At 61.0% G+C, this 14,770-nt stretch carries 15 protein-coding genes, 1 tRNA gene and 1 pseudogene; 7 read left to right on the forward strand and 10 right to left on the reverse strand.

Annotation, left to right across the window (positions count from 1 at the left end; translation table 11 throughout):
- Nucleotides 1-877, forward strand: an 877-nt coding sequence (locus tag QO034_RS11690; protein WP_284485719.1) for a transposase, incomplete at its 5' end; no start/stop codon positions are given.
- Between the two features lie 498 nt (nt 878-1,375).
- On the opposite strand, the gene QO034_RS11695 is transcribed toward QO034_RS11690, so the two are convergent.
- The 3 genes from QO034_RS11695 to QO034_RS11705 are packed head-to-tail and all read right to left on the reverse strand — an operon-like array spanning nt 1,376 to nt 5,081.
- Nucleotides 1,376-3,610, reverse strand: coding sequence for a TRAP transporter permease (locus QO034_RS11695; RefSeq protein WP_284485720.1), 2,235 nt, complete (start codon nt 3,608-3,610; stop codon nt 1,376-1,378).
- Entirely contained in the window at nt 3,607-4,065 is a 459-nt protein-coding gene (locus QO034_RS11700) for a DUF1850 domain-containing protein (RefSeq protein WP_284485721.1), read from the reverse strand. The genes QO034_RS11695 and QO034_RS11700 overlap by 4 nt, the downstream gene beginning before the upstream one ends.
- A gap of 41 nt (nt 4,066-4,106) precedes the next feature.
- Nucleotides 4,107-5,081, reverse strand: a complete 975-nt coding sequence (locus QO034_RS11705; RefSeq protein ID WP_284485722.1) for a TAXI family TRAP transporter solute-binding subunit — start codon at nt 5,079-5,081, stop codon at nt 4,107-4,109.
- A 135-nt stretch (nt 5,082-5,216) separates the two neighbouring features.
- Between QO034_RS11705 and hutG the strand changes: the two genes are divergently transcribed.
- The 3 genes from hutG to QO034_RS11720 are packed head-to-tail and all read left to right on the forward strand — an operon-like array spanning nt 5,217 to nt 8,230.
- A complete protein-coding gene (gene hutG, locus QO034_RS11710; protein WP_284485723.1) occupies nt 5,217-6,047 on the forward strand; it encodes an N-formylglutamate deformylase in 831 nt (276 codons plus the stop codon).
- Nucleotides 6,044-7,456 (forward strand): formimidoylglutamate deiminase, encoded by a 1,413-nt coding sequence (locus QO034_RS11715; RefSeq protein WP_284485724.1) that lies wholly within the window; start codon nt 6,044-6,046, stop codon nt 7,454-7,456. The genes hutG and QO034_RS11715 overlap by 4 nt, the downstream gene beginning before the upstream one ends.
- A gap of 24 nt (nt 7,457-7,480) precedes the next feature.
- Entirely contained in the window at nt 7,481-8,230 is a 750-nt protein-coding gene (locus QO034_RS11720; RefSeq protein ID WP_284485725.1) for an IclR family transcriptional regulator, read from the forward strand.
- A 34-nt stretch (nt 8,231-8,264) separates the two neighbouring features.
- Here the strand turns inward: QO034_RS11720 and QO034_RS23350 are convergent, their stop codons facing one another.
- Nucleotides 8,265-8,426, reverse strand: a complete 162-nt coding sequence (locus QO034_RS23350) for an oxidoreductase (RefSeq protein ID WP_284485726.1) — start codon at nt 8,424-8,426, stop codon at nt 8,265-8,267.
- Nucleotides 8,427-8,470: 44 nt separating this feature from the next.
- Here QO034_RS23350 and QO034_RS23355 point away from each other — a divergent pair.
- A pseudogene (locus QO034_RS23355) lies at nt 8,471-8,572 on the forward strand (IS5/IS1182 family transposase); the annotation flags it as partial.
- Between the two features lie 183 nt (nt 8,573-8,755).
- Nucleotides 8,756-9,364 (forward strand): hypothetical protein, encoded by a 609-nt coding sequence (locus tag QO034_RS11730; RefSeq protein ID WP_284485727.1) that lies wholly within the window; start codon nt 8,756-8,758, stop codon nt 9,362-9,364.
- A 107-nt stretch (nt 9,365-9,471) separates the two neighbouring features.
- Here the strand turns inward: QO034_RS11730 and QO034_RS11735 are convergent, their stop codons facing one another.
- The gene (locus QO034_RS11735) at nt 9,472-10,275 is read right to left on the reverse strand and encodes a phytanoyl-CoA dioxygenase family protein (RefSeq protein ID WP_284485728.1); all 804 of its coding nucleotides are present in this window, start codon (nt 10,273-10,275) and stop codon (nt 9,472-9,474) included.
- A gap of 3 nt (nt 10,276-10,278) precedes the next feature.
- Nucleotides 10,279-11,298 (reverse strand): tRNA dihydrouridine(20/20a) synthase DusA, encoded by a 1,020-nt coding sequence (dusA, locus tag QO034_RS11740; protein WP_407696764.1) that lies wholly within the window; start codon nt 11,296-11,298, stop codon nt 10,279-10,281.
- Nucleotides 11,299-11,421: 123 nt separating this feature from the next.
- Here dusA and QO034_RS11745 point away from each other — a divergent pair, with 123 nt between their 5' ends.
- Nucleotides 11,422-12,486: a site-specific integrase gene (locus QO034_RS11745; protein WP_284485730.1), complete on the forward strand. Its 1,065-nt coding sequence runs from the start codon at nt 11,422-11,424 to the stop codon at nt 12,484-12,486.
- 256 nt (nt 12,487-12,742) lie between these two features.
- Here QO034_RS11745 and QO034_RS11750 read toward each other — a convergent pair whose 3' ends face one another.
- The 4 genes from QO034_RS11750 to QO034_RS11765 form a co-directional block, all read right to left on the reverse strand.
- Entirely contained in the window at nt 12,743-13,174 is a 432-nt protein-coding gene (locus tag QO034_RS11750; protein WP_284485731.1) for a PIN domain-containing protein, read from the reverse strand.
- The gene (locus QO034_RS11755) at nt 13,171-13,473 is read right to left on the reverse strand and encodes a hypothetical protein (RefSeq protein ID WP_284485732.1); all 303 of its coding nucleotides are present in this window, start codon (nt 13,471-13,473) and stop codon (nt 13,171-13,173) included. Before QO034_RS11755 ends, QO034_RS11750 begins: the two co-directional genes overlap by 4 nt.
- 150 nt (nt 13,474-13,623) lie before the next feature.
- A complete protein-coding gene (locus tag QO034_RS11760) occupies nt 13,624-14,328 on the reverse strand; it encodes an IS6 family transposase (RefSeq protein WP_284485733.1) in 705 nt (234 codons plus the stop codon).
- A gap of 194 nt (nt 14,329-14,522) precedes the next feature.
- Nucleotides 14,523-14,612, reverse strand: a tRNA-Ser gene (locus tag QO034_RS11765).
- Between the last annotated feature and the right edge of the window lie 158 nt (nt 14,613-14,770).

Here is a 14,770-nt window from a genome sequence, read left to right on the forward strand (position 1 = left end):
GCTGATGGATCAATTCGATCTGAGCGAGACAGAGAACGCCGGGGCGGCACGTCGCGCGCTCCCGCGGGCGCCGAAAGACATCCCCTGCGACACGGTCGGCAATCCCGCCGATCCCGACGCCAGCTACAACGCGCGCAAGGGTATGGGGTATGCGGCCCAGTTCGTGGAAACCTATCGCGAAGACGATGCTGCGGAAGCCGGGGAAGATGCGCCGGACCTGATTACACATGTGGCCGTGCACAAGATGACCGTCCATGATGGGCACCGCGTTCTTGACGCCCTGGACGATCTGGCGAACCGCCACCTGCTGCCCGAAAGACTTACGGGCGACACGGCTTATGGCGGCCCGGACAACATCGCTTTGGCCACGCAGATCGGCGTATCCTTGGTGGCCCCGATCTGCAGTGCCAAAGGCCGTGCGCAGGGCAATTACACCCTGGAGGATTTCGCCCTGTCCGAAGATGGCCGCGTCGCAAGATGCCCTCAGGGGACCGAGCCTGTCGCCACCTCGCGGTCAAAGGCCAAATTGCAGGCAAGCTTCGATCTGACCTTGTGCCGGGCCTGCTCGGAAAAGCATCGCTGCCCTGTCAAACCCGACCGGCAGACAGGCGATGCCGGGCGTTTCCAATATGAGCCGGGCCGGATCGAGACCCGCGCCCAGCGTCTTTATCAACAAAGCGACGGCTTCCACGACATATACCGATGGCGCGCCGGCATCGAGGCCAGCATCGCCCGCCTGAAACATCAGATGAACCTTGCCCATCTGCGCATCCGCGGCATGCCCGCGATGCGCTATGTCACCCAACTGCGCGCACTGGGTCTAAACATCTTCAGATGTACGAAATTCGCGGGGATCAGCCGCCCCGCCCGACCATGATGATCCACAGACATCACCGCAACAATTCCGGAAGCCGTATCGGACACCTTGCTGAACGAAGCCAGAAAAAACACCATCGCAAACGCGTCGATCATAACCACAAAACAATAGCGTCCCGATGGCTTTTTACCGCCCCGTCAACTTCTGTGCATATCTCTTGGGGAAACCCATCGCAACCAACTGATATTGCTTGCACAAACAGCAGGTGCAACGACCGGATTCTCTACTGTTCGACAAAACACCCTGCAAATCGACCCGAAACAGGGAAACCCGCCCCAATCCGGACCCCCGTTCCAGCCCACCTGAGACACCGGCAGTTTTGCCCCGAGAACTGAAGCGAAACGGGAGCTGTCAGACGAATTCGAACTCGTCCCTGCCAGGCCAGCGACGCTGACCATCATGCCGCACGAAGGCCGCGCCACTCGGCGAGAGCGGCGGCGGGGTTCACCGTGTTCGCCGGCATCATTCCGAGACCGTCACAAAATCGGCCCGGACCTGCTAAGCAGATCCAAGCTGCGCTTTCGCGGGGCGGGCCAGAACGGCGAGTACGATGATCGCCCCGATCACGATCGTCACGTAATGTGTCGAGATCAACAGCAGCCCAGCGATGGTCAACGCCAGCTTTTCCCATACCGCGAGGTCGCGGCGGAACCAGCCGATATAGGCTGCGGACAGTGCAAGGACACCGACCAGGCCCGACAGCAGTGCCGTTGTGAACTCCAGCCAGGTGAAGTCCACGAACAGCAAGCTGGGCGCATAGATGAACATGAACGGCACCAGCGCCTTGCCCATGGACAACCGGAAGGCGGTCGTCCCGGTCGTCATCGGCTCTGCGCGGGCGAGCCCGGCGGCGGCATATGCCGCCAGCGCCACCGGCGGGGTCACATCCGCCAGAACGCCGAAATAGAAGACGAAGAAATGCGTTGCGATCAGCGGCACCCCGAACTCGGTCAAGGCCGGGGCGGCGATGGATGCGAGGATGATATAGGTCGGTGTGGTCGGGATGCCCGCCCCCATGATGATGCAGGCAATGGCCACGAAGATCAGCCCGAAAAACAGCGCCATCCCGTTTTCGGACAGCAGCCCGGTAAAGTCGAGCGCAACGACGAACCCGGCCACGTCATGCGCCAGTTGCACCACCGCCGCCGAGAACTTGAAACCCAGACCGGTCAGCGTGGTCATCCCCAGCAGGAAGCCGACGCAGGCACAGGCCGCACCGATGGCGAGAGCAAACTTCGCGCCGTCTTCGAAGCCCTGCACCAGCCGCGGAGGGGTAAGCACCGTCGAGGTGTCCATCGTCGTGTTGCCAAATGCGCGCATCAGCAGCGGCACATAGCTGCACACGATGGTCAGGATGATGCCCCAGAAGGCCGCGAGGAAGGGCGTGTATTGCATCAGCAGCATGGCCACCATCACGCCAAGCGGGATGAACAGGTGCCATGCTCTTGCCAGGACGGCACCGAATTGCGGGATCTTGTCCTTTGACAGACCGGTTAGCCCCAGTTTCTTGGCTTCGAGGTGAACCATCAGCAGGATGGCGATATAGTGGAAGGCCGCCGGAACGATGGCGATCAGGATCAACTCGTTATAGGGCACGCCCAGCATCTCGGTCATGACAAAGGCCGAAGCGCCCATGATCGGCGGTGTGATCTGCCCCCCGCACGAGGCCGACGCTTCGACCGCGCCGGCGAACCGGCCTGAAAACCCCGATTTCTTCATGAGCGGGATGGTAAAGGCCCCGGTGGTCACCGTGTTGGCAATCGGCGAGCCGGAGATCATCCCGAAAAAGCCCGACGACACCACGGACACTTTCGCCGAGCCGCCGGATGCGCGGCCCGCCACGATGGTGGCAAGATCGATGAAGAGTTGGCCGAGGCCGCTCATCTGGGCGAGGATGCCGAACAGAACGAAATGGAAGACATAGGTGGCGACGACGCCGACGGCGACGCCGTAGATGCCTTCGGTTCCGACGAAGAGGTGGTTGATGATCCGGGTGATGGAATAGCCGCGATGCGCCATGATCCCCGGCAAATACGGTCCGGCCAGCGCGTAGACCAAACAGAATACACCTATCCAGGCCAGCGTCGGGCCCATCGTGCGCCGCGTCGCCTCGAGCGTCATGATGATGGCCACGAAGCCCATCATGTAGGCCGGTTCGGGCGGACTACCGACGTTTTCGATGAAGATATACTTGAAAAAAACCGACAGGTAGGCGGAGAACCCGGCCCCGGCCGCCGCAAAGATCCAGTCGCGGATCGCGACCTTTTCCGGGTCGGCCCCTTTGCGGTTGAAGGGCAGCGTCAGGGCAATCAGCAGCAGCATGACGGCGACGAAGACCGTCTTCAGCGTGCTTGCAGAGAGCGAGGTCGCCAGGCCGTAAAGGATATAGAGATAGAACCCCGCAAACAGCAGCGACTCGGTCCACAGGCGGGTGGTCGGCGCGGCGCGCTTGCGTGGAAAGACGAGGAAGATCAGCCCCATTACGAAACTCAGGTGGATCGTGCGGTGCATGACCTCGTTCAACAGGCCGAACCCGGCGGTGTAGACGTGGAACAGGGACAGCACGACTGAGGTGATGGTGACCAGTATGGCGGTCGGGCCGACGAGGTTGCGAAAGTTCGACTCCGAGTCGTATTCCCGGACAAGGGCCTCGACTTCGTCCGCCGTGAAGTCATGGTCGCCATCGGCAGCGGTGTGGCCGCGGTTGTCTTCGGAATGAAGATCCTGGGTCATTGGGACATTTCCTCGTCGCAGGGGGCAAGGGTGAGGGCCGCATGGCCGAGATCGGCCAGGTGCAAATCCGAGCCTCCGACCGTCAGGGTGTTCCTGAACTCTGCTTGAATACGGAGCGGAATCGGACCGGTAAGGCGGTTCATTTCGAGGATGAAGCGCCCGTCTTCATGCCGCCAGCCGGTCGCGTCCATGTCATTGGCGACCGAAGGAAGTCCCGCGCCGTGGGCGACGAAAACCTCGTGCGTCTGAAGGACCTGTCCGCCTTCCACACGATAGCTGTCGATGACGGGCGTGCGCGACACCGAATGAATGAAGCTCAGGTCAAAGGTCCGGTCGGCGCCAAGCGGCAGGCGGGCGATTTCCGCCTGCGCGCCACGCGTTTCAGACAGGCAAAGCCAAACGGTCCCATCCGCTGCTTTCGCAGTCAGGGCCGGCATGGCGAAAAGGGCGGTCAAAACCGCCCTTCCCATGGTGCGCAAGGGAATGCGCACCGCCATTACTGGGAAATGCCCTTCTCGGCATAGTATTTCTCTGCGCCCGGATGGACCGGGATCGACACGGATTCCAGCGCCTTGTCCAGCGAGATGCGCTGCCCCATCGGGTGCACTTTGCCCAGTGTCTCGGTGTTCTCGTACAGCGCCTTGGTCACGGCGTAGACGATTTCTTCGGACACATCCGCATGCGTCGCCCAGATCGCGCGCACTGCAAGGGTTTCGACATCTGCATCGACGCCCTTGTAGCTGCCTGCCGGAATCGTCGAATTCGCGTAGTACGGCTGGGTTTCCTGCAATTTCGCAATCGCCGGACCGGTCAGCGGCACGATCCGGATGTCGTGGCCGTTTGCGAGATCCGTCACCGATGAGGTCGGCAGTCCGGCGGTGATCAGCGACGCGTCCAGATTGCCGTCCTTGATCTTGTCGACGGACTGCGCGAACGAGGAATAATCCTCCGAGACATCCTCGCGGGTCAGGCCATGCGCTTCGAGCAGGTCGCCCAGCAGCTGCCACTGGCCCGAGCCCGGCGAACCGGACGACACGGATTTGCCCTTGATGTCCTCGAAGGTCTCGATGCCGCTATCGGCACGCACGACCAACTGAACGGTTTCCGGATAGAGCGCACCGATGGCCCGCAGGTTGGTCAGCGCGCCGTCTTCGAACTGGTTCACGCCTTTGTAGGCGGCGTCCAGAATATCCGCGGCCGCGAAGGCCGACTCGATCTCGCCACGGCCCAACAACTGGGCGTTGGCCACCGAGGCGTTGCCGGTTTCCGCAGTGGCCGAAAGACGGGTGTCGGGCAGCTCGGCGGTGTTCGAGATCAGCTGAGCCAGCATGCCGCCAAGCGGATAGTAGGTGCCGCCGGTGCCGCCGGTCGCGATCCCGAAGAAGGTACGGCTTTGTGCAAGGGCAGAGGTGGAGAGCAGAGCGAAGCTCGCCGTGGTCGCACCCAGAAACTGACGACGGGAAAGGGACATGAGATCCTCCGTTAAGGGTTGTCGAGTGCCGCAACCACCGTGTCCGGCGGCGCGACCCTCGGGTGTCGGATGAATATTTCTTGACCTGGTAATTTTGTATGTCAATAACTCTTTTCAGATATGAAAGGACAGGAGATGCAGGATTCATCGACCGCCCTCGGACAGCGCCCGCTTTTTGAACAGATCAAAGGCAACACTCCGCTGTTGCTGCATGTGCCCCATGCCGGCACCGAAGTTCCTGATTCCCTTCGCTCCGCCCTCAAGCCCGAGGCGCTTGCTCTGAGCGATACCGATTGGCACATGGATCGTATCGCCCGCGATCTGCTGCCAGAGGGCGCGAGCCTGATGAGAGCCCGCGTGACGCGATACGCGGTGGATCTGAACCGTCCCCCGGACGACACGCCACTGTATTCGGGGGCAACGACCGGCCTGATTTCGACGATCGATTTCGATGGAGCGCCGCTCTATCGGCCTGGTGCGGAACCGGATTCGGATGAGCAGACCGACCGCATCGCCACCTGGTGGACGCCCTATCACAAAGCCCTTGGCGAGGAAATTGCCCGCATCAAGGCTGCGCATGGGTTTTGCGTGCTGTTGGACATGCATTCGATCCGCAGCCACATCCCCCGGCTGTTCGAGGGGCGTCTGCCCGATCTCAATCTCGGCACCAATTCCGATACGGCGTGCCAGCAATCCTTGTCGGATGCTGCACTGGCTGCCTTGCAGGCCAGCAACTTCAGCGTGGTTCGCAATGGGCGATTCAAGGGGGGTTACATCACCCGGCATTACGGCCAGCCCTCCAGGAACGAGCACGCATTGCAGATCGAGATCGCGCAATCCTGCTATATGATGGAAGAGGCTCCCTGGACCTACCTGCCGGACCGGGCCGACCGCCTCAAAGACGCGCTGGCACGGTTGATCGCCGTGCTTGCCGATTTCAAACCCAACTTGGAGCAGGCGCAATGACATTCGAAGCCCTGAAGGGAGCCCATTTTCAATACGCCCTGACCCCGACGGGCTGGGTCCGCAATCTGTCCGTCCACTTTGGGCCGGACGGTACGATCACTTCGGCGGACGAGGATGACAATCCGGACGGTCTGCCAGTTTACCGCAATCCGGTCGTGCCCGGCATCACGGACCTGCACAGCCATGCGTTCCAATACGCGATGGCTGGCCTGTCCGAAGTGCGGCGCAATCCGATCGACAGCTTCTGGTCGTGGCGCGACATCATGTATTTCTTTGCGCTCACCCTGTCGCCGGAGGACATGCGGGCCATCGCCGCGCGCCTGTATCTGGCCCTGCTCAAGGGCGGCTATACCGGGATCGTCGAATTCCACTATGTTCACAATGATCTCGACGGCGCGCCCTATGCCCGCCCCGAGGAGCTGTCGCTCGGCATCTTTGACTCGGCGCAAGCGACAGGAATAGACCTCACACATCTGCCGGTGTTCTATGCACATTCCAACTTTGGCGGCCTTGCACCAAACGACGGGCAACGTCGGTTCATCCAAAGCCTCGACGGATACGCGCGGCTGCTCGACAACCTGCGTGCGCCCGCGAAGGCGGCCGGGCATACGCTTGGCATTGCGCCACATTCTCTCCGCGCCGCCACCCCGCAGGAAATCGACCGGCTATTGGAACTCCGGGCAGACTTGATTCCAGATACGCCGGTTCACATCCATGTCGCGGAACAGGTCAAAGAGGTGCAGGACGCACTGGCATGGAACGGGCGCCGCCCGGTGCAGCAGCTTTTCGACATTGCTCCGGTCGACGACCACTGGTGCCTCATTCATGCGACACATCTCGACGACGAGGAGGTTGCATTGATCGCGCGCAGTGGCGCCACGGTGGGTCTGTGTCCAATGACCGAGGCGAACCTTGGCGACGGTATCTTCAGGGCATCAGATTTCGTTTCCCAAGGCGGCGTCTTTGGCATCGGGTCGGATTCCAACATCGCCACATTTGCGGCGCAGGAATTGCAGCAGTTGGAATACAGCCAGCGTCTGCGTGACCGGCAGCGCAACATCCTTGCCGCGATGGACGCGCCCTACGTCGCCACCAACCTGTGGACCCGGGCGGCGCATGGGGGCGCCCGCGCCGCGGGCCGCCCGGAACAGGGCCTCGCTGTCGGAGGAATGGCAAGTTTCGTCGAAGTCACATCGCACGAACCAGAGGCCCTGTCCGCCGTCCAGCCAGAGGCGCTTCTGGACTTTCACGTCTTCGCCGGTCGGGGCTTCTGCGTGGGCGATGTGGTGGTCCGCGGGAACAAGGTGGTGGCAGACGGGCACCATCCGCTGGAGGGAAAGATCATTGCGGATTACGCCGGCGCGATGGCACGCATCGCGGACCGGTTGTCCGCCAGAAAAACGACGTGAATCCGCAGCCATTGAGGAGCCGCCTTGGCGAAGGAACCTGACTATCGGTCGAACTCCCTTTTGCGGGGACTCAGCATCCTGGAATGCTTCAACGCGAACCGCCCGGAATTGACGCTGTCCGAGATCGCCGAGGCGCTCTCGATCACCAGCAGCGCGGCGTATCGGTTTGTCGTGACGTTGGAACGCGAAGGCTATCTCAGCAAACGCAAGACCGCCTATCGTCTGGCGCCTCGCGTGATGGACCTCGGCTATCGCTATCTGGCCTCGCAGGATATTTACGACCTGGCCCGCATCCCTGCGGACGAGCTGCGCAACGAGACGGGCTTCACGGTTCATGTCGCGATGCTGGAGGGAACGAATATCATCTATGTCTACCGCGCCCTGTCCGATCGTTCGATGGTGTCAAACGTCCCTGTTGGCTCACGTCTGCCCGCATTCTCGACGACCATGGGGCGGGTGCTTTTGTCGGACCTGACCGAAGACGAACTTGACCGCCGGTTCGATGGGTATGTCTTCGAACAGATGAGCGCGCTCGCGCCATCCTCTCTCGAGGAGCTCAAGCCGCTGCTGAAGGCCGACCGCGAACGCGGCTATGTTGCACAAAGCTCGCACCTCGCCACCGGTACATTGTCCATCGCCGCGCCACTTGTCTCTCGTCATGGTCGTTACACTGGCGCCATCAACTTGTCCGGCCATGAAATGCAGCTTCAACCCAGTCCCGAGTTGATCGAGAAAGTGCTGGAAACGGCGCGGACGATCTCTCGGATGCTGTGATGTGTTGATCTGAGACACTGACGGAACTTGACCGTCACGGCGACTCCGGGCGCGACTCTTTCCGTCTGGCACGGACGATCCCGATCAGGATACGTGCGTGATTTTCCAGCGCGAGACCCCACCGGCCGCTTCGAAGATTCGTCAAAGGTGAGAGGAACTGGCTCAGCAGGTAACCACGCGCCGCATGGTTCCACACGACATCAAAGCCTCCCTCCTTGGCACACGCGGCGGTTTCGGCGGTCTCGGCGGACTGGGCGACAAACCGCTGAAATCCATATTCGCATCGCACTGATGAACCGCTTCAACGCCCTCGGCACCGCCGAGATCGTCCGCATCGCCTGAAGCCAACGGGGCAAGGGGCCGGCACGTCTCAAGCCGTAGTTCTGAGACAACGCCGGGTCCGGCAGCGCCGTTTCCACCATAGCGGCAGCTCGGCTTGCGAAACGCAGCTTGATGGAGATTTATACGGTGCCGTAGATTGATAGTGTTGCGAGTATCGTTTTACCATTGAAAGTGTTCGGCACCATGAAACCTGCAAGACTGGCCCTTGAGGCGTCGATTGAACCTTCGGATTTTCATACGCGGCGAAAGACAGCCGGCGTTCTGTTCTCCTTCCTTTGCATCGGTTTGCTGATGGGGTGGGCGGGCAAGGCAGCCGCGTCGACCTATGATTTCAAATACGAATCCGGCATGCTTTTCGTGACCGGGACAGACGGCTCCTTCGGCAAGAAAATCGGCGACGCGGCGGGATGGATCTATTTCACGCTGTCCATCACCGAAGACGGCGGACTCGCCGGAAAAACCATTGATTTCAACGAGTCCAACATAGATGTTTACCAGGGCTACGTGACCGGCGGCGGCTTTGTGACCTTCGACGCCAATCAGAACATCACGGACTACGCGTTCAGCTTTACCGGCAATCATCGCGGCGCGTTCTCCTGGGGCGGCAGCACCAGCGGCGCGGCGCAGTATTTCGAACCCTACGAGGTCTACAGCACCGACAACCCGATCGGATGGATCGCGCCGCAAGCGACCTCGCCGGGTCCCCTGAGCGCGGTTCCGTTGCCCTCTGCCATCACCCTGTCGCTGGCCGGACTGCTGTCATTCGGGTGGATTCGCCGGCACAGGACCTGACCTCGGTTCGCACAGTCGCGGAACAATCGGCACCTCGGCAGTGCAGGAACCACGTTTCCGGAAACAATTGCCGGCAATGCCTAAAATGCCGTGCATTTTCCGGGCTGCTACGGATCGTTGATCCATGCCCGGACACCGCCGGGCATCTTTGGGCGAAAATAGGCGATCATGCGGCCGTCAGGGCCAGACTTTGCGTCCGGTGTCCAGGGGGCAACGCCATGCAGGAGCAGCCTGTGCAGCAGGACCGCCTGCCCCGTCCGCACCGGCAAAGGCACCCGCACACAGGTGTCAAAGACCTGTTTGCGGGCGGCGACATAGGCGTCGGTCACATCGACCTCGGCCGGATCCCTCGACATGCCGTCCATCAACACGGCTTTTAGGGCATTGCGCATGATGGCGTGACTGCCCTCCCAGACGACCAGGGGCGCGGCATCGGGATCGGCGTCGGTGAGCGGAATTCCGAGAATGAAGGCATGCGGTTCACGCACATGGCGTCGCTTCTCGGGTCCGCTGGCGAGCACCCCGTCCAGATGCGCCGAATCCCGCCGTTCCCGGTAGCGGAACGCGGCCTCGCTTTCACCGCGGCGTGGCTGCGGATAGCCGGGATAGGTGACAGAGACCTGGGCACGATGCAGCGGCGGCATCGGCGCGATGTGACGCGTGATGAAATCGACCGCGCCGCCGCGCAGCGGACCGGAAGCGCCGACCCTGCCCTCGGCGTCGTTCGCCAGCGCGTCGACGCCCACGAACCACGTCCCGCCGCAATCCAGCCAGTGCGACAAGGCCGGGTCCGAAACGGCGCGCCGCGCCGCGGGAAGAGCATGGTTCACCCAATCCAGAAGCGCCGGATCGGTATCGAAACGCAACCAGCCTCTGGTCGCGAAGCGCTCCGCCGGTCTCGCGTCCGACATCGGTCAGACCGCCTCCCGGTCCGATGGCAGGGGCGCAACCATCGCCAGCGCCTCCTGCACGAGAGCGGAACCGGCACCGGGACGGTGCGCCCCTTCGGACAGCAGCCTGCGCCAGGCCCGCGCACCGGGACGACCGGCGAAAAGCCCCAGCATGTGGCGCGTGACCTGGTGCAGCTTGCCGCCGCTGCCCAGATGCGCGTCGATGTAGGGCAACATCGCGCCCACCGCCGCGACAGGATCGCTCGCATCGCCCTGCCCGAAGATCAACGGATCCGCGGCGCAGAGAATCGAGGCGGGATCGTGATAGGCGGCGCGACCGATCATCACGCCGTCGAGCCCTTGCTCCAGAAAGGACCGCGCCTGACCGAGCGAGGTGATGCCGCCGTTGATCGACAGGTGCAGATCCGGGAACGCCTGTTTCATCCGTCGCACCAGATCGTAATCCAGCGGAGGAATGTCACGGTTCTCCTTCGGACTCAGCCCCTGCAACCATGCTTTGCGGGCGTGGATCGTGATCCGCCTGCATCCGGCGTCCCGCATGCGCTCCAGAAACGCGGGCAGACAGGTATCCGGATCCTGGTCGTCCACGCCGATCCGGCATTTCACCGTGACCTCAACTTCCACGGCTTCGCGCATCGCGGCGACGCATTCCGCGACCAGCCCCGGCTCGAGCATCAGGACGGCCCCGAAGGCACCGGACTGGACCCGATCCGAGGGGCAGCCGACATTGAGGTTGATTTCGTCGTATCCGGCCTGTGCCCCGATCCGAGCCGCCTCGGCCAGTTCCGCCGGATCGGAACCGCCCAGCTGAAGGGCAACGGGGTGTTCCTGCGGACTGAAGTCCAGCAAATGCAGGGCCCCGCCCCGCACCAGAGCAGGCGCCGTCACCATTTCGGTGTAGAGCAGCGTATTCCGGCTCAACAGGCGATGCAGGTATCGGCAATGACGATCCGTCCAGTCCATCATCGGGGCAACGGCAAGCCGAGAAGCGTTTGATACGTTAGGTTTTTTATTTTTTTCAATCACTTACAAGCACCTTTAAGTCGTGCGATTTCCATTCGTTGCAGGCGAAATCCGGCGATTTTGACACTGGATTTGGTCCTGTGGACCAAATAGAGTATCCGTGGACCAAATCCGGAGGTCACCATGGGTACGATCACCAAACGCAAAGACGGAAGTCATAGCTACAGGGCGCGCGTGCGCGTGATGCGCGAGGGTTCCGTCTATCATGAGACGATGACATTTGACAGACGAGCCGCCGCTTCCACCTGGATGAAGAAGCGAGAGAGAGAACTCGCCAGGCCGGGCGCAATCGACGCGCTGAGCGCATCGGACCCACCATTGTCCAAAGCGATTGACCGCTATACGCAGGAAACCGTGAAGGAGATCGGTCGCACGAAGGCTCAGGTGCTCAAATCGATCAAGACGCATCCGATCGCAGACCTGCCCTGCTCGACGATAAAATCCAAGGATATTATTGAGTTCCTCCAGTCCCTGACGGCACAACCGCAGACGGTCGGCAACTATGCCAGCCATCTCGCATCCATATTCGCCATAGCGAGGCCAATGTGGGACTTCCAGTTGGACGATCGGGAAATGAGAGACGCAATCACTGTGGCACGGCGCATGGGCATCATCTCGCGCTCAGCCCAGAGAGACCGCAGACCGACTTTGGATGAACTCGACCGGCTGCTGGAGCATTTCATCGAACGCAGAAAAAAAGTGCCCCAGGCCATGCCGATGCACAAGGTCATCGTGTTCGCTCTTTTCTCGACGCGCCGGCAGGCTGAAATTACGCGGCTGACATGGGACGATTTCGAGGAAAAGCACAAGAGGGTGTTGGTTCGCGACATGAAGCATCCCGGCGAAAAGCTCGGCAACGATACCTGGGTCGATCTGCCCGAGGAGGCCATTCGCATCATCGAAAGCATGCCCCGGCGTAAGCAGGAGATATTCCCCTACTCTCCGGACGCGACAACCGCAAACTTCACCCGCGCCTGCAAGCTTCTTGGCATTGAGGACCTGCACTTTCATGACCTACGTCACGAAGGCATATCACGTCTGTTCGAGATGGGCTGGAACATACCCCATGTTGCGGCTGTCAGCGGGCATAGATCCTGGGTCAGCCTGAAGCGCTATGCGCATATCCGCGATTCTGGCGACAAATATGCAAAGTGGGACGGCCTGCAACTCGCGATTGACAACGACTGAGATCACCGCGGCGAAACGGTGCGGCGATGATCGCGGGCTGAGATGTAACCAATCGAAGACCGGTTAAGTCGGTCGACGCACAGCCCCGCTTCGGCAAGCAATGGCGTTTGCGGTGTGCTGTTCAAAGTCCACGGTGATGTGCGCAGCCGGAGGCGATGATCGAGCACCCGCCAACTGGATTTCAGGTGGCGCCTATCCATTCGACCTGCGTTTCAGCCATGGTGCCCTTCGATATCTTTACGCAGCACAGCGGGCATCAGTCTTCTCCCCTCAGGGGATTGGTGATTTCCAAGCCGACAAAGTCTTTTTCATTGTCAGTGATTACCACGCAATCGTTCGCTCCAGCGACCGCCGCGATGATCATATCAAGTGCGCTACGGGGACGACCGGCAGCCTTGCCATCGGACATCAGGCGCGCCCAGATCAGTGCAGCCTTGTCATCGAAGGATAGAATACGACCGGCGAACAGTTCCTGCGGCCCTTCCGGCCCTTGGAACCAGGCTTCGAGCGCGTCACGTTTTCTTCCACGTGGCTTTTCGAGTATGCCGCGCCAGATTTCAGCGATGGTAAGCGAGGCGACGAAGAGGTCATCGTCCTTCTGCCCTGCCCACCATGCCAGAAGCGCATCCGATGGCTGCGGCTTGATGACGTTGCTGATGATATTTGTATCGAGCAGACAGCGCGTCACAGATCGACCCGACGCCCTTCTTCGCGCGAGCGCGACAGATCGAGATCGGCGCCGACCAGTGGCGATCGCCGGAGCGCGGACAAGATACTGCCAGCCTTGGGAGGTTCACCCGAAACCAGAGCCCTTACGGTTTGCCGGGCCTGGTCCGCTTCCGGCCCCTCCTCGGCCAGCTGGCGGGCGAGTGAGCGGATCAATTCGCGGTCGGATTCCAGCGCAAGAACCTCAAAACGCTTGAAGCCGCGCTGCGTCAGACGCGCGCGGTAGCTCTCGATTGCTCTCTTCTGTGCGGTATTGCTCATCGCGGGCCTCCAATCTATAACCTGACATATAGCCGATAATAATCCCAGAATCAAGAAATGCCGGAGATGGGCATGGCCTTGAAGTAACGGGATGGACGGTGGTGTCAGACCGTTTCTAACCAATCTCAGTATTCGCCGAACTGCCGGAACTTATGCTGAACAAAGCTGGCGCCACTCGGCGAGGGCGGTGGCGCGGTTCAGCTTGAAGTTTTCTCGTGAATATAGGTGGCGTTCCTGATTGAAATGGTTGTGCACTGAGGAATGGACGGCGGCGAATTTCTGCAGACTTCGCATGCGCCGGAAGCGGAGCATTGCGCGTTCTCGTCGTCGAAATGGCAGGTGTGAATTCTCTGCGCGATTGTTGGCCCAGTGGCCGGTTTCCTGCCTGTTCGCCAAGCCGATGTCCTTCAACGCCGCGCCGTAAGAGCGCAGCAGATCCGTGACGAATGCATCTGGACAACCATGCTTACGCATTGCTTTCTTTAGGAATTTCAATGCAGCTTTCTTGTCCCGTGTCTTCGTGACGAAGCTTTCCAGAACCTCGCCCTCGTGATCAACGGCCCGCCAGAGATAGTGCCGTTCGCCATTTACCTTCACGAACATCTCGTCGAGGTGCCATCTCCATCGGCTGGATTGCAGCCTTTCGATCCGGCGCTTGCGGATCTCGGACGCGAACATCGGGCCGAAACGGTGCCACCAGAACCGGACGGTCTCGTGGCTGATTTCGACGCCGCGCTCGTGCAGCAGATCCTCGACGTTGCGAAGCGACAGCGGAAATCGAACGTACAACATCACCGCAAGGCGGATGATTTCCGGGCTGCTGTGAAAGCCCTTGAAAGGGTGAGCTTTGGACATGGTCCGACGCTACGAGACCGCCCTGCCCGCCTCAAGCCAATTTGTTCTGACAAGGCCCACCTGAGACACCCGCCAATTTGACCCGGAAACTGAGGAGAAAGGTGCGTCTCCGACCGCGACCCCACCGCGCAACCGACGGAAATCACGCCGAAATTCGGCACAGTCTGGACATGGGAAATAGAGACGATTGTCGGTGGCGGGGAGACAGGGATTCGAACCCTGGGGACGCTCTCACGCCCAACGGTTTTCAAGACCGCCGCATTCGACCACTCTGCCACCTCCCCGCGGGATCCCGGACGGGATCGACGAAACCATGGTGCCGGCCCAATGTCGCTGCGCCGATTTAGGCGGACCGTGTCTTGCAGGCAAGCGAAAACCGAGGAAAACTTGCCCGCCGATCCGCACCGGACTTTTCATGCGGCGGAGGTCCGGCTAAGATGCG

The organism is Sedimentitalea xiamensis (assembly GCF_030164465.1).
Taxonomy (GTDB): domain Bacteria; phylum Pseudomonadota; class Alphaproteobacteria; order Rhodobacterales; family Rhodobacteraceae; genus Sedimentitalea; species Sedimentitalea xiamensis.

What these genes read in the sequence shown, in the direction of transcription:
- hutG (WP_284485723.1), top strand. Translation starts at nt 5,217, where the DNA reads ATGCAGGATTCATCGACCGCCCTCGGACAGCGCCCGCTTTTTGAACAG.
- QO034_RS11705 (WP_284485722.1), bottom strand. Translation starts at nt 5,081, where the DNA reads ATGTCCCTTTCCCGTCGTCAGTTTCTGGGTGCGACCACGGCGAGCTTC.
- QO034_RS11745 (WP_284485730.1), top strand. Translation starts at nt 11,422, where the DNA reads ATGGGTACGATCACCAAACGCAAAGACGGAAGTCATAGCTACAGGGCG.
- QO034_RS11715 (WP_284485724.1), top strand. Translation starts at nt 6,044, where the DNA reads ATGACATTCGAAGCCCTGAAGGGAGCCCATTTTCAATACGCCCTGACC.
- QO034_RS11760 (WP_284485733.1), bottom strand. Translation starts at nt 14,328, where the DNA reads ATGTCCAAAGCTCACCCTTTCAAGGGCTTTCACAGCAGCCCGGAAATC.
- QO034_RS11730 (WP_284485727.1), top strand. Translation starts at nt 8,756, where the DNA reads ATGAAACCTGCAAGACTGGCCCTTGAGGCGTCGATTGAACCTTCGGAT.
- QO034_RS11695 (WP_284485720.1), bottom strand. Translation starts at nt 3,610, where the DNA reads ATGACCCAGGATCTTCATTCCGAAGACAACCGCGGCCACACCGCTGCC.
- QO034_RS11735 (WP_284485728.1), bottom strand. Translation starts at nt 10,275, where the DNA reads ATGTCGGACGCGAGACCGGCGGAGCGCTTCGCGACCAGAGGCTGGTTG.
- QO034_RS11755 (WP_284485732.1), bottom strand. Translation starts at nt 13,473, where the DNA reads ATGAGCAATACCGCACAGAAGAGAGCAATCGAGAGCTACCGCGCGCGT.